Annotated in this window: 20 protein-coding genes; 10 read left to right on the forward strand and 10 right to left on the reverse strand. The window is 74.1% G+C overall.

What is annotated here, in order from left to right:
• Positions 1 to 19 precede the first annotated feature (19 nt).
• The 3 genes from HNR61_RS03145 (at position 20) to HNR61_RS03155 (ending at position 2278) form a co-directional block, all read left to right on the forward strand.
• Positions 20 to 721: a GOLPH3/VPS74 family protein gene (locus HNR61_RS03145; protein WP_182841551.1), complete on the forward strand. Its 702-nt coding sequence runs from the start codon at positions 20 to 22 to the stop codon at positions 719 to 721.
• 79 nt (positions 722 to 800) lie between these two features.
• Positions 801 to 1349, forward strand: coding sequence for an NIPSNAP family protein (locus HNR61_RS03150; protein ID WP_182841552.1), 549 nt, complete (start codon positions 801 to 803; stop codon positions 1347 to 1349).
• A 62-nt stretch (positions 1350 to 1411) separates the two neighbouring features.
• Positions 1412 to 2278: an aldo/keto reductase gene (locus HNR61_RS03155; RefSeq protein ID WP_182841553.1), complete on the forward strand. Its 867-nt coding sequence runs from the start codon at positions 1412 to 1414 to the stop codon at positions 2276 to 2278.
• A 228-nt stretch (positions 2279 to 2506) separates the two neighbouring features.
• Here the strand turns inward: HNR61_RS03155 and HNR61_RS03160 are convergent, their stop codons facing one another.
• Both HNR61_RS03160 and HNR61_RS03165 read right to left on the reverse strand, forming a co-directional pair.
• Positions 2507 to 3484 (reverse strand): hypothetical protein, encoded by a 978-nt coding sequence (locus HNR61_RS03160; protein WP_182841554.1) that lies wholly within the window; start codon positions 3482 to 3484, stop codon positions 2507 to 2509.
• 144 nt (positions 3485 to 3628) lie between these two features.
• Positions 3629 to 4804: an MFS transporter gene (locus HNR61_RS03165; RefSeq protein WP_182841555.1), complete on the reverse strand. Its 1176-nt coding sequence runs from the start codon at positions 4802 to 4804 to the stop codon at positions 3629 to 3631.
• An 86-nt stretch (positions 4805 to 4890) separates the two neighbouring features.
• Here HNR61_RS03165 and HNR61_RS03170 point away from each other — a divergent pair, with 86 nt between their 5' ends.
• On the forward strand, positions 4891 to 5382 hold the full coding sequence (locus HNR61_RS03170; RefSeq protein ID WP_182841556.1) for an RrF2 family transcriptional regulator: 492 nt from the start codon (positions 4891 to 4893) through the stop codon (positions 5380 to 5382).
• Here HNR61_RS03170 and HNR61_RS03175 read toward each other — a convergent pair.
• From HNR61_RS03175 to HNR61_RS03185, 3 genes are read right to left on the reverse strand one after another with little or no spacing between them, the layout of a single operon-like run.
• On the reverse strand, positions 5370 to 5918 hold the full coding sequence (locus tag HNR61_RS03175; RefSeq protein ID WP_182841557.1) for an antibiotic biosynthesis monooxygenase: 549 nt from the start codon (positions 5916 to 5918) through the stop codon (positions 5370 to 5372). The two genes, HNR61_RS03170 and HNR61_RS03175, sit on opposite strands and share 13 nt — an antisense overlap.
• Positions 5919 to 5961: 43 nt before the next feature.
• On the reverse strand, positions 5962 to 6411 hold the full coding sequence (locus HNR61_RS03180) for a DUF6210 family protein (RefSeq protein ID WP_182841558.1): 450 nt from the start codon (positions 6409 to 6411) through the stop codon (positions 5962 to 5964).
• On the reverse strand, positions 6408 to 7538 hold the full coding sequence (locus HNR61_RS03185) for an FAD-dependent monooxygenase (RefSeq protein WP_182841559.1): 1131 nt from the start codon (positions 7536 to 7538) through the stop codon (positions 6408 to 6410). The genes HNR61_RS03180 and HNR61_RS03185 overlap by 4 nt, the downstream gene beginning before the upstream one ends.
• A gap of 62 nt (positions 7539 to 7600) precedes the next feature.
• On the opposite strand from HNR61_RS03185, the gene HNR61_RS03190 reads away from it, so the two are divergent.
• Positions 7601 to 8167: a TetR/AcrR family transcriptional regulator gene (locus HNR61_RS03190; RefSeq protein WP_182841560.1), complete on the forward strand. Its 567-nt coding sequence runs from the start codon at positions 7601 to 7603 to the stop codon at positions 8165 to 8167.
• On the opposite strand, the gene HNR61_RS03195 is transcribed toward HNR61_RS03190, so the two are convergent.
• On the reverse strand, positions 8164 to 8529 hold the full coding sequence (locus tag HNR61_RS03195; RefSeq protein ID WP_182841561.1) for a sigma factor: 366 nt from the start codon (positions 8527 to 8529) through the stop codon (positions 8164 to 8166). The two genes, HNR61_RS03190 and HNR61_RS03195, sit on opposite strands and share 4 nt — an antisense overlap.
• 125 nt (positions 8530 to 8654) lie before the next feature.
• Between HNR61_RS03195 and HNR61_RS03200 the strand changes: the two genes are divergently transcribed.
• Positions 8655 to 9221: a DoxX family protein gene (locus HNR61_RS03200; RefSeq protein ID WP_182841562.1), complete on the forward strand. Its 567-nt coding sequence runs from the start codon at positions 8655 to 8657 to the stop codon at positions 9219 to 9221.
• 240 nt (positions 9222 to 9461) lie between these two features.
• Here the strand turns inward: HNR61_RS03200 and HNR61_RS03205 are convergent, their stop codons facing one another.
• Positions 9462 to 10370, reverse strand: a complete 909-nt coding sequence (locus tag HNR61_RS03205; protein ID WP_182841563.1) for a helix-turn-helix transcriptional regulator — start codon at positions 10368 to 10370, stop codon at positions 9462 to 9464.
• Between the two features lie 167 nt (positions 10371 to 10537).
• Here HNR61_RS03205 and HNR61_RS03210 point away from each other — a divergent pair, with 167 nt between their 5' ends.
• Entirely contained in the window at positions 10538 to 11926 is a 1389-nt protein-coding gene (locus tag HNR61_RS03210) for an MFS transporter (RefSeq protein WP_182841564.1), read from the forward strand.
• On the opposite strand, the gene HNR61_RS03215 is transcribed toward HNR61_RS03210, so the two are convergent.
• The 3 genes from HNR61_RS03215 to HNR61_RS03225 form a co-directional block, all read right to left on the reverse strand.
• Entirely contained in the window at positions 11907 to 12182 is a 276-nt protein-coding gene (locus tag HNR61_RS03215) for a hypothetical protein (protein ID WP_182841565.1), read from the reverse strand. The two genes, HNR61_RS03210 and HNR61_RS03215, sit on opposite strands and share 20 nt — an antisense overlap.
• Positions 12179 to 13381 (reverse strand): MFS transporter, encoded by a 1203-nt coding sequence (locus HNR61_RS03220; protein ID WP_182841566.1) that lies wholly within the window; start codon positions 13379 to 13381, stop codon positions 12179 to 12181. Before HNR61_RS03220 ends, HNR61_RS03215 begins: the two co-directional genes overlap by 4 nt.
• 215 nt (positions 13382 to 13596) lie before the next feature.
• A complete protein-coding gene (locus HNR61_RS03225) occupies positions 13597 to 15051 on the reverse strand; it encodes a catalase (protein ID WP_182841567.1) in 1455 nt (484 codons plus the stop codon).
• Between the two features lie 118 nt (positions 15052 to 15169).
• Between HNR61_RS03225 and HNR61_RS50395 the strand changes: the two genes are divergently transcribed.
• The 3 genes from HNR61_RS50395 to HNR61_RS03235 all read left to right on the forward strand — a co-directional run bounded on the left by HNR61_RS50395 (position 15170) and on the right by HNR61_RS03235 (position 17581).
• Entirely contained in the window at positions 15170 to 15322 is a 153-nt protein-coding gene (locus tag HNR61_RS50395; RefSeq protein ID WP_220508872.1) for a helix-turn-helix domain-containing protein, read from the forward strand.
• A 6-nt stretch (positions 15323 to 15328) separates the two neighbouring features.
• Positions 15329 to 16363 carry an RNA-guided endonuclease InsQ/TnpB family protein gene (locus tag HNR61_RS03230; RefSeq protein WP_312897797.1) on the forward strand — a complete coding sequence of 345 codons (1035 nt, stop codon included), beginning with the start codon at positions 15329 to 15331 and terminating at the stop codon, positions 16361 to 16363.
• A gap of 243 nt (positions 16364 to 16606) precedes the next feature.
• Positions 16607 to 17581 (forward strand): hypothetical protein, encoded by a 975-nt coding sequence (locus tag HNR61_RS03235; protein WP_182841568.1) that lies wholly within the window; start codon positions 16607 to 16609, stop codon positions 17579 to 17581.
• The last annotated feature ends 11 nt before the right edge of the window (positions 17582 to 17592 follow it).

The raw sequence follows: 17592 nt of genomic DNA on the forward strand, positions 1-17592 counted from the left end.
CACCGGTAGTCATAGGGGCATGGCACTGACCCTGGCTGAAGAGTTCCTGCTGCTGGCGCTGCGCGACGACACCGGCAAGCCCATGGTGGACGGCACGAGGCTCAAGGCGGCGCTGGCCGGAGCGGCGATCGTCGAGCTCGCCCTCGACGGCGCGCTCCGCCTGACCGGGCCGGACGAGCCGGGCCGCAAGCCGGGCCGCCTGGCGGCGACCGGCGGGCCCGTCGCCCACGAACGCTTCGCCGGGCTCGTCGAGCTGGTCGACGGCCGCAAGCCCAAGGACGCGGTGTCCCGGGCCGCCGGGTTCAACAGCTGGCGCGGCGACCGGGGCCGCGACCTGCGCGACGCGCTGCTGGCGGACCTCGCCGAGGCGGGCGCGCTGCGCGAGGAGCAGGGGAAGGTCCTCGGGCTGTTCCCCAGCAAGGCGTGGAAGCCCGCCGACCCGGGCGTCGAGGCCGAGGTCCTGGAACGCGTCCGCGCCGCCGTCGTGACCGGGGCCGACCCGGACCCGCGCACGGCCGCGCTGGTCGCGCTCGTGCACACGGTGGGTCTGCTGCCGAAGCTGTTCCCCGAGAACGACCGCAAGGAGCTCAAGCGGCGCGGCAAGGAGATCAGCGAACGGGACTGGGGCGGCCAGGCGGTCCAGAAGGCGATCCAGGAGATCCAGGGCGCGGTGCTGGTCGCGGTGACGGTCGCGGCGAGCGCCGCGGCCTCGGGGGGCTGACGCCCCATGGCGCGATCCGTGGGCCGTATGGCGCCTCCGCCCCTTGCGGCCCCGGACCGCTCCACGTGAGGGTGACCGGATGACCGTGATCGAGCTGCGCCAGTACACGTTGCGGCCGGGCCGCCGCGACGAGCTCATCGACCTGTTCGAGAGGGAGCTCGTCGAGTCCCAGGAGGAGTGCGGGATGCGGATCGTGGGGACGTTCCGCGACCTGGACGACCCGGACCGGTTCGTGTGGGTGCGGTCGTTCGCGGACCTGGAGACGCGGCTGAAGGCGTTGACGGCGTTCTACGGGGGCCCGGTGTGGGCGGCGCACCGCGAGCGGGCGAACGCGACCATGCTCGACGTGTCCGACGCGCGCCTGCTGAGCCCGGTGCGGGACTTCACGCTGCCCGGGTCGCGTCCGGGCCACGGGGCCGAGCCGCCGGGCACGACGCTGACGGCGGTGGTGGAGCCGCCGTCGGCCCCGGAGCGCCCGGGGGCGCTGGCGGTCCTGGAGACGCTGGACGCGGAGAACGACTTCCCCCGGCTGCCGGTCCGCACGGACCGGGTGCGGGTGACGTTCACGCGCGAGGACGTGCCGGGGGCGCTGCGCCTGTCGCCGACCGGACGTTCCCTGCTGCGCTGATCGCGCCCCGGATCCGGTAGCGTGTTCCCGGCGCCTCCTCCGACGGGGCGCATTCTGCGTTCATGAGCGAGAACACCCTTTCCGCCGCCGCTGCCGGGACCTGGACGCTGGGCGACCTGACGGTCAACCGCATGGGGTTCGGGGCGATGCGGCTCACCGCGACCGACCGGGACCGCGCCGTCGCCCTGCTGCGGCGCGCGGTCGACCTCGGCGTCGGCCACATCGACACCGCCGCGTTCTACTTCTCGCCGCTGCGCTCGGCGAACGAACTGATCAACCGGGCCCTCGCCCCCTACCCCGACGGCCTCGTCATCGCCACCAAGGTCTGGCCCGCCCGCGACCCGTCGGGGGACTGGTGGTGGGCCGAGCCCGCCCAGTTGCGCGGCCAGGTGGAGGAGAACCTGCGCCAGCTCGGCCGCGACCACCTCGACCTGGTCAACCTGCGGCTCCCCCGCAGCCGCCGGAACGGGTCGCTGGCCGAGCACTTCGGCGCGCTGGCCGAACTGCGCGACGCCGGGCTGGTCCGCCACCTCGGCGTCTCCCACGTGACCGCCGCCCAGCTCGCCGAGGCGCAGGCGATCGCGCCGGTCGTGTGCGTGCAGAACCCCTACGGGATCGGCGCGCCGCCGGAGGAGCAGGCGTTGCTGCGCTCCTGCGGGGAGCAGGGGGTGGCGTACGTGCCGTTCTACGCGATCGCGGGGTCCGGGAGGGACGCCGGATCCGTGGACCTGGGCCACGCGGCGCTGGAGGAGATCGCCCGCGCCCACGACGCGACCCCCGCGCAGGTCCGGCTGGCGTGGACCCTGCGGCAGGGACCGCACGTCCTGGCCATCCCGGGCACCGGCGACCCCTCCCACCTGGAGGAGAACATCGCGGCCGGAACACTGGAGCTCTCCGCCGAGGAGATGGCACGGCTCGCCGTCCCCTAGCGAACCTCGGCAGGAACACCGGAACGCGCCAGGACCCGCGCCAGCAGCGCGATCTCCGGCGGCGTTCCGGTGTAGCCACCCGCCCTGACCTGCTCGGACACGGCCCCGGCCGAAGCGAGGCCAAGGCGCAGCGCAGGACGTCGCCGACCAGGCTCTGCCCGCCGTGGCAGCGCCCCCGGCCGCCGCAGGAACGGCACGTCTCGACGTAGTCGACGCCGACACCGTCCATCAGCCCTCCCGCGTTCCGCCGCCGAGCAGGGCGGGCCGGAGGGCGAACCAGGCGCGCAGCTCGGGGGAGTCCGCGGACGGCAGGACGGTCCGGAGGTCGTGGATCTGGTCGCGGAGGCGGCGGGACAGGCGGATCTCGTCCGGGGTGAGCGAGCGCGCGGCGGCCAGGCGGGCGGCCTCGGCGAGGGGTGGAACAGCGGCGAGCCAGCGTTCGACCGCCTCGCTCGGATCGGCGCCGTCCCTGACCAGATTCCGGACGAGGGTGACGGCGGCCTCGTCCGGCGGATCGACGCCCCGTTCGGCGGCCTGCCGGTCCAACGCCTTGGCCAGCCGCCACCGGGCGGGGCCACCGGCGGCGCCGCGCAGGCAGTGCCACCAGTCGGCGCGTTCGGGTCCGGCGGGCTCCCGCTCGTCCAGCCAGGCCGAGAGTTCCGGCTCGGAAAGCGGGACCAGGTGCCCGGCGTAGGACTCGAAAGTCTGCTTCCGCCCTCGGAACCGCGGCCAGGCCGGAGAAGGCTGTGGCCCGAGCACCTTCACCACGTCCCCGGAGGATTCGGCGATGAGGCCCATGCGGGAGGTCGGTTCCCAGTACTCGGCGCAGCCGTCGTTGAGGGAGGGGCGTTCCTCCAGCGGGAAGCCGCGTTCCCGCAGGGCCCCCAGAAGCTCTCCGGCATCGAGCCGCGAGCGGAACGGCCCGTAGCGCTCGACGAGCCGCGGCTCGACCCCGCCGTCCTCCACGAGCCACGCCAGACGATGGGCCTGCGCCCCGAAGTAGGTCACCGACCAGGGAGAACCGCGATCGTCCCGATGCCAGCCGAACTCGACCAGCCCGAAATCAAGGAGCATGCCGCCGGGCGGGTGCCAGGGATCCTCCACCCGCCCGAGGACCGCCTCGACCTCGTCCGGGGAACTGGTGTGGTCGAGCCCCAGCACCGTCCCGGTGGCCAGCAGATCGGCGAAGAAGTCGAGATCGCTCACCGGGGCATTGTCGGGGCCCGGCGGCGGGCGGCGCATCCCGTTAAGGACGGGCACCACCGGTTCCGCCCGCCCGCGACGCCGGGTTCCGCGTGATCAGGACGCGCAGCCCGGACGGCAGCGCCGCCGACGCCCGCCGGGCCCGGGTCAGCGCAGGCGGGTGATCGGGGCGAGCATCAGGGCGGTCAGCGCGGCCAGGACGCCGAAGGCGGGCCGGAAGCCTCCCGTCGCGTCGCGCAGGACGCCGACCAGGACCGGCGCCAGCGCGGCGGCGGCGTACCCGACGAAGAACGCCATCGCGCTGATCCGGCCCGCCTCCCGCGGGTCCCGGCCGGCCACCACCGGCAGGGTCAGCACGAGGGTGAACAGGCCGCCGTGGCCGACGCCCAGCGCGAGCATCCACGGCCAGGGGACGGTGGGGACGGCGGCCAGTCCGGCGAAGCCCACGGCGGTCAGCGCGGTCGTGAGGGCGAGACCGGCACGCGGGTCGGCGCGTTCGCCCAGCAGCGCGGGCACGGCCAGCATGGCGGCGACCTGGATCGCGATCATCGCGGTCAGCAGCGCCCCGGCGGTGGTGGCGTCGCGTCCGCCGTCGTCCTGGAGCAGCGGCGCCACCCAGGCCAGCTCGCAGTAGTACAGCGCCGAGTTGCCCGCCGCCAGCGCGGTAATCCGCCAGGCGGCCGCGCTGCGCCAGGGCAGCCCGGCGGTCGCGGGCCCGGCGGGGGCGGCGACGTCGTCCAGCGCGAGCGGGCGGCGCGCGGCCGACCAGACCACCATGCCCGCGGCCGCGAGCACCGCCCAGGAGGCCAGCGCCCCCGGCCAGGACCCGAGCGCGTCGGCGAGCGGGGCGCTGACCCCCGCCGCGACCGCGCCGCCCAATCCGAGGCCCGCGGTGTAGAGCCCGGTGACCACGCCCGCGCGGTCGGCGAAGCGCGCCTTGACCACGGCGGGCAGCAGCGTCTGCGCGATGGCGATCCCGGCGCCGACCACGGCGGCGCAGCTCAGCTGGATCCAGGCCGCGCCGCCGACCGCGCGGGCCGCGGTGGCCACCGTGATGATCGCCAGACCGAGCAGCACCCCGCGGTGCAGCCCGAGCCGCCGCGCGGCGACGGCGGCCAGCGGGGCGCAGACCCCCATCGCCAGCGTCGGGACCGTGGTGAGCAGCGACACCGCCGTCGCGGACAGCTCCAGGTCCCGCTGGACCCGCTCCACCAGCGGCGACACCGCGGCGATCGCGGGCCGCAGGTTGGCCGCCGCGACGAACAGCGCGACCGCGGCCGCCCCGAACGCCGTCTTCGGCACCTCCCGCACATCGTGCGCCATGACCCCTCCCAATGATCTCGGACAGAAAGTATCCGAGATATATCACAACGCGGACACTCGCTATCCGAGTTCGGTAGGCTGGGGCCATGAAGCTGTCGAACGGGGTGGAGTGGGCGCTGCACGGCTGCGTCACCCTCAGCCAGAGCGACTCCCCGGTGCCCGCGGCGCGGCTCGCCGAACTGCACGGCACGCCGCCCGCCTACATGGCCAAGCAGTTGCAGGCGCTCTCCCGCGCGGGCATCGTGCGTTCCACGCCGGGCCAGGTCGGCGGCTACACCCTCACCCGGCCCGCGTCCGCGATCACCGCGCTGGAGGTGGTGCGGGCCATCGACGGCACCGAGCCCGCCTACCGGTGCACGGAGATCCGGCAGCAGGGACCGCTGGGCGTTCCCGCCGAGGAGTGCACCCGCCCCTGCGCGATCGCCCGGGCCATGGCGGCCGCCCAGGACGCCTGGGCGCGGGCACTGGCCCAGATCTCGATCGCCGACCTGGCGACCGCCATCGACGCCGACAGCGGCGGCTCGGCCATGGCCGGCGTCCGCCGCTGGCTGACCGCCGGCACGCCTCACAACGGCTGAAAGCGCTGGGCCTCGGCGTGGATCAGGCCTGGCCAGGTGTAGAGGCGTTCCCATTCGGCGGCCAGGGGGTCGTCGTCGGGGGAGGGGGCCTCCATGACCGCCCGGTGGGCTTCGCGGGAGGTCCAGGCGGCGTAGTTGATGATCTCCGTGCCGTCCTCGCTCAGGTGGAAGTGGGCCGCCAGCAGGCCGGGCATGGGGTCGTCGGTCTCCAGGGACAGGAGGGCGTCCACCCAGGCGCGCTGGCGGTCGGGGTCGGGGGAGTCGAAGACCGCGCGGGCCAGGACGGCGCAGCCGGTCGGATCCGTGGCGCCGGGGGTCTGTGAGCTCCGGTAGAGGGTGAACGGTCGCGCCTCCGGGCGGGCCCTGGCGAACGCGGCGGCGGACTCCCCGTCCGGCCACTGCGAGTAGTGGAGGACGGTGCCGTCCCGTTCGCCGACGAGGTGGGTGTAGGTCAGGGCGTCCGGGGGAGCGGGGGCGGGGGCGGTGGAGCGCTCGATCAGGATGTGCTTCGCCCGGGTCGGGTCGGGATAGGTCATGCGGGCACTGTTCAAGATCACCTGAGGTGGCCGCAACGGAATTTCAGTCCGAGTTGCACCACAGCAGTACGCCCGGGCCGTCCGGGGTGACGATCGGGATCCACGCCTCGTCCAGGTCCGCGAGGCGGGACCCGTCCAGGCGCAGGTGGGCGCGGGTGCTGTCGGCGTTCGCGGCTGGGGTGGACGGCCAGAAGACCGTGGCCTCCACGGCGGATTCGATACGGGTCAGCAGGTCCCCGGCGGGTGCTCCGGGGAGGCCGGTGCCTTTCAGGTCGCGTTCGAAGATCTCGCGTAGCTCGCGCAGGGCGTCGCGGCCCGTCGCCGGATCCCAGGCTCCCAACGGAACGTAGTAGCCCTCCGCCCGGCCTTGGAGGCAGGCCGTTCCGCCGTACTGCTGGACGTAGACGACGCCGGTCGGGGCCTCGATCACCGCCCCGAACCAGCCGTCCTCTTCGATCGTTCCGTCCGCGTCCAGGAAGACGTAGCGCCTCATGCCCGAGGAGGCTGCCACATGAAGAGGGAGTCCGCCTGCTTCAGCAGCGCGCCGGGGCCCAGGAGGTTCGCGGCGCGGATGGCCGTGTCGCGCAGCGCGGCCAGCGGCGGTGCCGACAGGCCGCTCAGCCTGGCCAGGTTGTGGGAACGGCGCACGATCCCGGTGGTGCGCGGCAGGCGGGCCGCGGTGTAGGCGGGCAGGCCGCCGCCGTCGGTCACCTCGTGGGCCAGGACGACCGCGTCCTCGATCGCCTGGCACGCCCCCTGCCCCAGGTTCGGCGTCATCGGGTGCGCCGCGTCGCCCAGCAGCGCGACGCGGCCGCGGTGGTAGGAAGGGAGCGGTTCGGCCATGTCGTGGATGTCGTTGCGCAGGACGCGGGCCGGGTCGGCGTTCGCGACGAGGGCCGGGATCGGGTCGTGCCAGTCGCCGAACAGGCGGTCCAGCTCGGCCTTCTCGTCGGGGACCGTCGTGCCGGGGACGGCCGGGGCCGTCGCGTAGCAGTAGATCTCCCCGTCCGCGATCGGCATCACGCCGAAGACGCGGCCCCTGCCCCAGGTCTCGGTGGGGCGCGGGTCGGGGACCGCGGGGGTCAGGAAGCGCCAGGCGGTCAGGCCCACCGAACGCGGGGCCGGATGGCCGGGGAACAGGGCGGCGCGGATACGGGAGTTGATTCCGTCGGCGGCGACGACCAGGTCGGCGCGTTCGGCGCCGCCGGCCGTCACCACCTCGCCGGTCTCCGGGTCCACCGACTCCACCTCGGCGCCCAGGCGCAGGGAGTCCGGTGGGACGCGGTCGAGCAGGACGTCGACCAGCGCGCTGCGCAGCGACACCACCGTCGGGTCCCCGTACCGCGCCGCCGCCGTCTCCGCCGTCGTGCGGTTCAGCCAGCCGCCCTTCCACGAACGCAGCCCGCCCTCGCCCTGGAACGCCGCCAGTTTCCGCATGGCGTCGCCCGCGTCGATCGTGTCGAGGGCGCGCAGGGCGTTCGGGCCGAGCGCCAGGCCGGAGCCGACCGGTTCGAGGGAGGCGGCGCGTTCGTACAGGGTGACCGTCCAGCCCTTGCGGTGCAGGGCCGCCGTCACGGTGAGCCCGCCCACCCCGCCGCCGACCACGATCGCGTGAGGCATCGTTCCGTCCTTTCGGAGACTACACCTGTAGTTCTACTTCACTACAGGTGTAGTCTGCAAGGGTGACTTCCCCATCGCGCTCCGAACTGGTCGCCGAGACCGCCATCACGCTGATCGTCGAACGGGGGCTGCGCGGCCTCACCCACCGCGCGGTCGACGAGGCCGCCGGGCTGCCCGCCGGGTCCACCTCCAACCTCGCCCGCACCCGCGCCGCCCTGCTGGAACTGGTCATGACCCGCCTCACCGAGCTGGAGCAGCGCCGGTTCGCCGCCGCGGACCTGCCGGCCGGCGGGGACCGGGAGACGGTCGTCGAGACGGTGGCGGGGCTGCTGCGCCTCCAGCTCACCGAGGGCCGGCGGCGCACGCTCGCCCGGTACGAGCTGGCGCTGGAGGCCAACCGGCGGCCCGAGCTGCGCGCCGTCTACGACGCGAGCGGGGCGGCGTTCCGGCGGGCGGCCGTGGTGCTGGTCGCCGGGGCCGGGTCACCCGACCCGGTGCGGCACGGGCGGATGCTGGTCGCCTTCGCCGAGGGGGTGATGTTCGACGCGCTGGCGGGGGCCGGGGACGACCCGACGCCGGAGGAACTGCGGCCGGCGGTCGCCGAGTTCCTGCGCGGGATGCTCGGCTAGCTCGTCCACAGCCGGAGCTTGTCGGGGTTGCGCACCGCCCAGATGCGCGTGATCCGGTCGGACGGGTCGGCGGTGTCGGCGGGCCACTCGGACTGGTCGGGCAGGGGCTCGGGGATCCACTCGCCCACGTAGGTCTCCCGGCGGGCCCGGGCCGAGGTGAGCTGGTTGAGGCACAGGCGGCTGGTGACCGTGCTCAGCCAGGCGCCGGGCGCCGCGATGGCGTCGCGCTGCGGCGCGGGCATGGCGTACCAGCGGGCGTAGGCCTCCTGGACGACGTCCTCGGCGTCGGCCAGGGAGCCCAGGAGCCGGTAGGCGAGGTTGATCAGATGACGCTGCTCGCTCATGATCGCCGGCCTGGTCATCGTGTCGTTCGCTCCTCGGTCGGGTCCGTCCTCACCAGTTCGACAGGACAGCGCGGCGAACTGTGAGTTCGGCGCGCCGCCTCACAGTTCGCGGGGGCCGGTTGTCGGATCAGCAGGAGGTCGAGATGCAGACCCAGACCTGGAACCGGATCCGCACCATCGCATTCTGGGCGACCACGCTCGTGATCGTCGCCGAACTGGTCGCCGGAACGATATGGAACCTCAAGCCGATCGAGTGGGTGGAGATCCAGCTGCGCCACCTGGGATACCCGGACTACTTCGCCGGCATCCTGGGCTTCTGGCACGCCGCGGCGGCGGCGGCGATCATCGCCCCCGGGCTCCCACTGATCAAGGAGTGGGCGTACGCGGGGGTCGTTCTCATGTGGTCGGGTGCCGTGCTGTCGCATCTGTCGGTCGGCGACGGTCCCGTGAACTGGGGGCCGCCGCTGATGTTCACGACGCTCGCCGTCGCGTCGTGGGCGTTGCGGCCGGCCGACCGCCGGCTTCGCCGCGACCGCCCCGCCGGCACCGGACCGGAGCGGCCGGGCCCGTCGGCGGCGGCTCGTCCGCGCGCCTGGGCCGTTCCGGCCGAGATCCTCGCCGCTCTCTTCGCGGTGATGGCCCTGACGCTGCCCACGGTCGAGGACTTCATGCGCGAGCAGGCGGTCGCGTACGGCTGGATCGACAAGTGACCGAACCCCTCCCGACACGCCTTCCACGGGCATGCCCCCGGACCCAACGGCCGCCCCGCCCCGGGCTGTGTTTCAAAGCCCTGGCCTACGGCGCTCGCCCCGGGGGCTCGCACCTCACCAGGTCTCGGCGAGCGCGGCATCGCTTCGCGATCTGACCTGCGGGCCCTCGCCTCCGGCTTCGCGCCCGCAGGTCAGGTCACGCGCTCGCGTGCGTGGCCGAGACCCGCTTTGAGACAGGACCTAGGCGCGCGGGGCGGACGTCGCGTCCGGGCCCCAGCTGGCCAGCAGCCGCAGGTTCTCGGCGGTGGGCGAGCCCGGTTCGGCGTGGTAGAGGATCAACGCCTGGTCGGGGTCGGCGGGCAGCCGCAGCGTCTCCAGCGACAGCCTCAGCTCGCCGACCAGCGGGTGGCGCAGGTGCTTGAGGCCGTGGGCGTTCTCCTTGACGTCGTGCCGGGCCCACAGTCGGCGGAAGTCGGCGCTCTTCACCGACAGCTCGCCCACCAGCCGCACCAGCCGGGGGTCGTCGGGATGGCGGCCCGCGTCCAGCCGCAGTGCCGCCACGATCTCGGCCGCCTGCGCCTCCCAGTCCACGAACAGCGCCCGGTAGTCGGGGTTCAGGAAGATCAGCCGGGCGCAGTTGCGCTCCTCGGGAGGCATCCGGTCCCAGTCGCCGAACACCGCCGAGACCAGGGGGTTCCAGGCCAGGATGTCCGAACGCCGCCCCGCCACGTAGGCGGGCACCGTCCCGTCCAGCGACGCCAGCAGCCCGCGCAGCGCGGGCCGCACCTGCTGGCGGGGCGGCGGCGCGGGACGGGGGCGGTGCTGGCGGCGGGCCAGGTGCTCCAGGTGCGCGCGCTCGGCGCCGGTCAGCCGCAGGGCGCGGGCGATGGCGTCGAGGACCTCGTCCGACACGTTCGGGCTGCGGCCCTGCTCCAGCCGCGTCAGGTACGCCACCGACACCCCGGCGAGCTGCGCCAGCTCCTCCCGGCGCAGCCCCGGCACCCGCCGGTACCGCCCCGAGTCGGGCAGCCCGACGTCCGCCGGCCGCAGCCGCGCCCGGCGGCTGCGCAGGAACTCGCCCAGCTCGGCGCGCGGATCGATCGCCCGGCCGACGGCCTCCGCCGTCTCCACCACCCGTTGGTCACCCATGACGCCATTGTCGGCGATCGGACCCGGCACCGGTGCGGATCATCCTGACCCTGCTGGTACTAGGAACGCCGTTCGACCGCGGAACGGAGGTCTGGCAGCCCCTCCGGCGGCGCGGAAGCCTCGACCACGGCCCCGGAGGGGGGCCGCTCGCGACGGAGGTTCCCCCGATGAGTACTGCTGTCGACGCCGTTCCGGAACGGCGGGAGCGCGTGCGCTGGCCCGCCCGGCTGTGGATCGCGCTGCTGGTGTCCAGCGGCGTGATCATGCTGGACGGGCTGGAGAACTCGATGATCGCCGTGTCGCTCCCGGAGATCCAGCGCGATCTCGGGATCGGCGCGGCCACCGCGCAGTGGCTGATGGGCGCCTACATCCTGGCGTTCGGCGGCTTCCTGCTGCTGGGCGGGCGGTTCGCCGACCTGTTCGGGCGGCGGCGGGTGCTGGTGACCGCGATGAGCGTGTTCGCGGCGCTGTCGCTGCTGGGCGTGGTCGTCGACGACCCGGGGCTGCTGATCGCCTCGCGGTTCGTCAAGGGCATGGCGGCGGCGTTCACCGCCCCGGCCGCCATGGCGCTGCTGACCACGACCTTCCCCGAGGGCCCGCAGCGCAACCGGGCGTTCGGGATCTTCAACGTGTTCGAGGCGTCCGGCTACTCGGGCGGGCTGCTGGTCGGCGGGCTGCTGGCGGCGCTGGACTGGCGGGCCACGTTCGTGATGCCGATCCCGGTCGCCGTGCTGGTGGTGGTCGGCGCGCTGCTGGTGCTGCCGCCGGACCCGCCGCGCGCCGGACGCGTGCGGCTCGACGTCGGCGGCGCGGTCACCCTCGTCGCCGGGATGCTGCTGCTGGTCTTCACGGTGAGCTCGGCGGCCGACGCCGGATGGGCCTCGGCGCGGACGGTCGGCGGGTTCGCGGCGACGGCGGCGCTGCTCGCGGCGTTCACGGTGATCGAACGCACCGTGCGGCACCCGCTGATCCGGCTGGGCGTCCTGCGCGACCGCGGCCTGGTCACCGCCAACCTCAGCGCCGCGCTGCTGTACGGGGGCGCGATGGGCTTCCAGTTCCTGCTGGCGCTGTACCTGCAGAACCTCCACGGGTGGACGCCGCTGCAGATGGCGCTGGTGCTGCTGCCCGCCGGGCTGATGGTGGTCGTGGTCGGGCCGGTGATGGGGACGCTGATGGACCGGTTCGGCGTCACGCGGGTGCTGCTGGCGGGGCTGGTGGCGTTCGTCCCGAGCTACCTGCTGATGCTGCGGATGGGGCCCGAGCCGGACCTGTGGACGGTGCTGGTGCCCGCGTCGCTGCTGTGGGGGGTGGGCTTCGCGCTCAGCATCTCGGCGCTGATGGTCGCCGGGACCAGCGGGATCGCGGACGGGGAGCAGGGGCTGGCGTCCGGGCTGCTGACCAGCTCGTTGCAGGTCGGCGGGGCGTTCGGGCTGGCGGTGGTGACGGCGGTGATCGTGCCCGGGACGCGGCTGGAGGAGCTGCGCGCCGGGGTCGTGGCGATCCTGGTGTTCGCGGTGCTGACGCTGGCGGTCCAGCTCATCCGGCTGCGGCGGTGAGCCGCTCCAGGACGCCCGCCGGCCCCTCGCCGCGCATCGCGCCGTCACCGGTGGCCGGCCCGTGCGTGACCTCGTACCACGGGCCGAGCCGGTGCCGCACCAGGCCGCGTTCGCGCGGCCCGGGGCTCACCCCGTAGGTCTCGGCCCGCGCCTCGGCCCGCAGCCGGGGCTCGACGTCGGGACGGCGCGCGGTGCGCTCGACCCGGCCGTCCACGAGCACGGCCGCGCTGTTCCAGCCCCCGGGGAAGCCGGTCACACGACGATCTTCTCAGCGGCGGCCGGGGCGGGCGCGCGGTACCGGCCGCGGGTCGCGGTGAGCAGCGCCAGCGCCGCCGCGGCCCCGGCGCAGGCGACCGCCGTGGCGAACGCCGCGCGGTGGCCCGCCGTCCCGGCCAGCCGGCCCGCCAGCATCGCCCCGCCGGAGGTCCCCAGGATGATCGCGCTGCCCAGCACCGTCATCGCCTCGCCCAGCCGGGCCGCCGGCGCGGTGCGCTCCACCAGCGCGAACATGGCGATGATGGTCGGGGCGACGGTCAGGCCCAGGGCCGCGACCGTCACCGCCAGGGACGTCAGGCCCGCCACCGCGAGCAGCGCCAGCGCCAGCGCGAACTGCACGGCCGTGGCCAGGCGGAGCTGCGCGCGGATGTCCAGGCGGGGCGGCAGCGCGGTCATCAGCAGCCCGACCAGCGCCGACGGGACGCCCATCAGCCCGTAGACCAGCCCCGCCGCCTCCGGCGCGCCCAGCTTCTCGGTCAGCTCGGTCACGCCCGTCTGGATCGCGCCGAAGACCAGCCCCTGCAACGCCATCCCCGCGAACAGCAGCGCCAGCGCGACCGAGACCAGGCGCGGCCTCGGCCCCGGCGCGGCGGCGCGGACCGGGCGCGGGGCCGTGGGGTGCAGGGCGAACGCCGTCCCGAACACCACGACCAGCGCCGCCGCCACCAGCAGCGCCGCCGCCGGGTCGAGCACCGCCAGCAGCCCCACCAGCGCCGGGCCCGTCACGAAGCTCGTCTCGTCCACCGTGCCGTCGAACGACAGCGCCGCCCCCGTCAGCTTCGGGTCGCCCTGGGCCAGCGGCACCAGGCGGCTGCGCGTCAACGGCCCGATCTGCGGCACCGACAGTCCCGCCGCCAGCGCCAGCGCCGCCTGCGCGAGCGGCGGCCAGCCGCCCTGGACCGCCAGGACCAGCGCGGTGAGGGCCGTCCCGTTGACGGCCGACGCCGCCAGCACGACGCGCCGCTGCCCCCGCCGGTCGGCCAGCCGGCCGATCACCGGGCCGCCGCCCGCCTGGCCCAGCGCCAGCGCGCCCGACACCAGCCCGGCCGTGGCGATGCCGCTGTGCGCGTTCACCAGCAGCAGCGACCCGATCGGGCCCATCGCCGCGGGCAGCCGGGCCAGGAACGACACCAGCGGCAGGAACGGCCCCGTCAACGCGACGACCCTGCGGAACTGCACGTCATCAGCCTCCCGGCTGGGGGAAAACGGATCGGGAACGCGGCGGCGGCCCCACCCCCGGATGGAAGGGGGGGGGGGCCGCCGCCGGGCCGGTGAAGGGGACGACACCGGCCGGGTTCCGCGCGTCCCGTCGTGGCTGTCGTGGTACGTACGGCGCGCGGAGTGGAGCGGGGCGGCCGGGCCGGGGACAGGGCCGGGACCGCCCCGGGTCCTCGCTAGCCGCGCAGCTCCTTCACCGCGGTCTCGACCTGGTGGCCGTAGGCCGGGTCGGCGGCGTGGAAGTGGCCGATCGCGCGTTCCACGATCGCGTCGTCGGAGACCTTCGCCAGGCCGCCCGCGATGTTGGCGACCAGCCGGGCCTGCGCGGCCGGGTCCATCAGCCGGTACAGGTTGCCCGCCTGGACGAAGTCGTCGTCCTCGCGGTGCGCCACCGGCTCGTGGGTGCCGACCAGGCCGGCGACCTCGTAGCCCGTGGCGAGGGGCCGGCCGGTCTCGGCGGGGCCGCCGAAGCTGTTGGGCTCGTAGTTCTTGGCGCGGCCCCGGTTGCCGTCGAACCGCATCGCGCCGTCCCGGCCGTAGTTGTCCGCGGCGGCGTGCGGGGCGTTCACCGGGAGCTGGGTGTGGTTGACGCCCAGCCGGTAGCGGTGCGCGTCGCCGTACGCGAACAGGCGGCCCTGGAGCATCTTGTCCGGCGAGGGGCCGATGCCGGGGACGAAGTTGTTCGGCGAGAACGCCGCCTGCTCGACCTCGGCGAAGATGTTCTCCGGGTTGCGGTTCAGGACGAGCCGGCCGACCCGCACGCGCGGGTGGTCGGCGTGCGGCCACACCTTCGTCAGGTCGAACGGGTTGAACCGGTAGGCGGCCGCGTCCTCCACCGGCATGAGCTGCACGTACATCGTCCACGACGGGAACATGCCGCGCTCGATGGCCCGGTGCAGGTCCTGCTGGTGGGAGTTGGCGTCCCGGCCGGCCAGCTCCTGCGCCTCCTCGCTGGTGAGGCAGCGGATGCCCTGGTCGGTCTTGAAGTGGTACTTCACCCAGTGCGCGCGGCCCTCGGCGTTCACCCACAGGTAGGTGTGCGACCCGAACCCGTCCATGTGCCGGTAGGACGCGGGGATGCCCCGGTCGCCCATCAGCCACGTGACCTGGTGCGTCGCCTCCGGCGAGTGCGACCAGAAGTCCCAGACGTTGTCCGGCTCCTGGACCCCGGTGAACGGGTCCCGCTTCTGGGAGTGGATGAAGTCGGGGAACTTCAGCGGGTCCTTGATGAAGAAGACCGGGGTGTTGTTCCCGACGAGGTCGTAGTTGCCCTCCTCGGTGTAGAACTTCACCGCGAAGCCGCGCGGGTCGCGCACGGCGTCGGCCCCGCCCAGGCTGTCGGCGACGGTCGAGAACCGCAGGAAGACCTCGGTCCGCTTGCCCACCTCCGACAGGAACGCCGCGTGGGTGTAGGAGGTGACGTCGTCGGTCACCTCCAGGTACCCGTAGGCCCCGGCGCCGCGCGCGTGCACCACGCGTTCGGGGATGCGCTCGCGGTTGAACCGGGCCAGCTTCTCGATCAGCTGCTGGTCCTGGATGAGAAGCGGCCCCCCGGGCCCGGCGGACGCGCTGTTCTGGTTGTCGGCGACGGGTGCACCGGACTCGGTCGTCAAGATCGGTCGGCTGGTCAAGAGTTCACCTTTTCTCTGCGACGCGCCCGGCGGGGCGGGTGGTGGTGACGCTGTCGGCGGGATCGGCCGAATTCCACGTTCCGCGGAAAGCGGTGAATGAAATGATTAACGTGGGAACGTGTCCCGTTATCGGCTCCAGCCGACCCCCATCCAGGAGGCCGCATTGCTGGAGCATTGCCGACACGCCAGATTCGTGTGGAATCTGGCCGTTGAGCAGTGGGCCGGATGGCGGCGGGGCAGGAAACGCCCGCCTGACTTCGGAGAGCAGTGACGTCAGCTGACCGCGGCACGCGCGGCCGAACCGTGGCTGGCGACGGGATCGGTCATCGTCCAGCAGCAGGCGCTCAAGGATTTCGCCCTGGCGATGGCGAACTTCTTCGCGGGAACGCACCGGCGTCCGACATGGCGTAGAGCCGGGAAAGACGAGGGTTTCCGCATCGTGGCCATGAAGCCGGGAAACGTTCGGAGGATTTCCCGGAACGTCGGCCAGGTGAGGATCCCCAAAGTGGGCTGGGTCCGCTTCCGATGGTCGCGTGCGGTTCCCAGGGCGAAGTCCTACCGCGTGACGCGCGACAGGGCCGGGCGCCGGCACGTGGCGTTCGCCGTGGCTCCACCCCCGCTCGCGGGACCGGGAACGGGATCGGTCGTCGGCGTGGACCGCGGCGTCGTGGTGTCGGCCGCGCTCTCGACCGGCGAGCTGCTGCGCGTCCCGGGCCTCCGCGAGACCGAGGCCCGTCGGCTGCGACTGCTGCGGCGCCGGTTGGCGAGGGCGAGACCCGGGTCGCGACGGCGAGCCGGGACCAAGGCCGCCCTCGCGAGGCTCCACGCGCGTGCCGCCGACCGCCGTAAGGACTGGGTGGAGAAGACCTCGACCGCCCTGGCCACGCGCTTCGATGTGATCGCGGTGGAGGATCTCAAGATCGCGAACATGACCCGTTCGGCCAGGGGGACCAGAAGCGCGCCCGGTAGAGGGGTCACGGCGAAAGCCGCGCTCAACCGGGGCATCCTGGCCTCCGGCTGGGGACAACTCGTCCGCAGGCTCGACCAGAAGGCCCCCGGCAGGGTGGTGAAGGTCAAAGCCGCGTACACCAGCCAGCGTTGTTCGGCGTGCGGGAACCTGGACCGGAAGGCGCGCGAGAGCCAAGCCGTCTTCCGTTGCGGGCCCTGCGGGTTCGTCGGCAACGCCGATGTCAACGCGGCGCTCAACGTGGGAAACGCGGCAAGGCATGCCGTGGCTGCGCGGGAAGGGCTCTGGGATGCCGGGCCGACGCACCGCGAACCTCATCTCGCGCACCTCCGTTCCTTCGCGTGAGCTGAAATCCCCGTTCGCCGAACGGGGAGGATGCCGACTCCAAGGTGAGGCGACGGTACGTCCCGTGCTCAGGGGGTGGTCAAGGTGAGCGGGGCAACTCTGGAGGAAGCTCCGCAAGCGGGTCGTGACGCCGTTCGGAAGACGGCACGATCCTCCAAATCCGCGCCCCCTCGCCTCGGGGAGTACTGGCCGGAATGGGGTGCTTTCTGCCAGAATCCGGGGATCTTGATGGGGGACGGGGGTATGGGAAACGCGCTGCGGCCGGTGGTCGATCCGGCGCTGCCACAGGAGGAACGCGCGCTCCTGCTGAGGTCCGGGACGGGCCTGACGCCCGCGAGCGCACCGGCGCCGACCGGGTCGTCCCGGGGCGACCGGGTGCGCGGCGACATGCCGGGGGCCGTGACGGTGGCGACGCTGTGCGGGTTCCTGCCCGCCGTGGCCGGGTTCTACCTGCGGGGACTCCCGGGGCTGACGGTCGGGGCGGTCGCCCAGGCCGCGCTCGCGGTGGTCCTGTGGAGCGACGGGTTCAAGCAGTTCGTGCTGGCGGGAACGGTCCTCCAGATCGCCGCCTGGGTGGTGCTGATGATGCTCCACGGCGGGAAGGACGAGCGCGCCGAGCTGGGCCGCCTCCACCACGGCCGGTACTACCTGGAGGCCGACTTCGACCAGGGGGACCTGCGCCCGTGGTTCGGCGCGGTGCCGGGCGGGCTGATGTGGCGGGCGCAGAGCGCCGTCACCACCGTCCTGGAGTCGGACGTGGAGGCCGCCGGGCTGCTCGACGACACCGCCAACGCGGTCGCCTTGCCCCAGCGGGAGTGGGAGATCGCGCGGTCGCTGGCCGAGCTGACCCGGAACGCGCGGGAGCTGGACGCCGCCGCGCCGCCCGGTCGGCGGGGCCGGAGGGAGAGCGAACCCCAGCGGAAGGCGTCGCGGGAGGCGACGGCGGAGGTGCTCGAGCGGGTGCGGGCGCTGGAGGAGTACGCCGCCCGGGTCCGCGCCGCCGACAAGGCGTACCGCGAGTGGCGCACGGTGCGGGAGCTGGAGGAGCTCAACGCGGAGACGCGGGAGTCACTGGCCCGCGCCGTACGGGACGAGCTGGCGGCCGCCGAGATCGACGACGCCGCCGACCGGCCCGGGCTGGCGCCGCTGCGCGACAGCCTCCAGAAGGCGCGGGAAGCCGGGCGGACGCTCGCCGAACCCGCCGTTGAGCAGGTGTGAGGAACCAGGCT

Origin of the sequence: Actinomadura kijaniata (genome assembly GCF_014138665.1) — a bacterium.
Lineage (GTDB): Bacteria > Actinomycetota > Actinomycetes > Streptosporangiales > Streptosporangiaceae > Spirillospora > Spirillospora kijaniata.

Bases quoted from the DNA above. Each gene is read 5' to 3' on its own strand.
- HNR61_RS03170 (WP_182841556.1), top strand. From the start codon at position 4,891: ATGAAGCTGTCGAACGGGGTGGAGTGGGCGCTGCACGGCTGCGTCACC.
- HNR61_RS03150 (WP_182841552.1), top strand. From the start codon at position 801: ATGACCGTGATCGAGCTGCGCCAGTACACGTTGCGGCCGGGCCGCCGC.
- HNR61_RS03185 (WP_182841559.1), bottom strand. From the start codon at position 7,538: ATGCCTCACGCGATCGTGGTCGGCGGCGGGGTGGGCGGGCTCACCGTG.
- HNR61_RS03175 (WP_182841557.1), bottom strand. From the start codon at position 5,918: ATGACCTATCCCGACCCGACCCGGGCGAAGCACATCCTGATCGAGCGC.
- HNR61_RS03210 (WP_182841564.1), top strand. From the start codon at position 10,538: ATGAGTACTGCTGTCGACGCCGTTCCGGAACGGCGGGAGCGCGTGCGC.
- HNR61_RS03205 (WP_182841563.1), bottom strand. From the start codon at position 10,370: ATGGGTGACCAACGGGTGGTGGAGACGGCGGAGGCCGTCGGCCGGGCG.
- HNR61_RS03180 (WP_182841558.1), bottom strand. From the start codon at position 6,411: ATGAGGCGCTACGTCTTCCTGGACGCGGACGGAACGATCGAAGAGGAC.
- HNR61_RS03145 (WP_182841551.1), top strand. From the start codon at position 20: ATGGCACTGACCCTGGCTGAAGAGTTCCTGCTGCTGGCGCTGCGCGAC.
- HNR61_RS03235 (WP_182841568.1), top strand. From the start codon at position 16,607: ATGGGAAACGCGCTGCGGCCGGTGGTCGATCCGGCGCTGCCACAGGAG.
- HNR61_RS03165 (WP_182841555.1), bottom strand. From the start codon at position 4,804: ATGGCGCACGATGTGCGGGAGGTGCCGAAGACGGCGTTCGGGGCGGCC.
- HNR61_RS03200 (WP_182841562.1), top strand. From the start codon at position 8,655: ATGCAGACCCAGACCTGGAACCGGATCCGCACCATCGCATTCTGGGCG.
- HNR61_RS03155 (WP_182841553.1), top strand. From the start codon at position 1,412: ATGAGCGAGAACACCCTTTCCGCCGCCGCTGCCGGGACCTGGACGCTG.
- HNR61_RS03195 (WP_182841561.1), bottom strand. From the start codon at position 8,529: ATGACCAGGCCGGCGATCATGAGCGAGCAGCGTCATCTGATCAACCTC.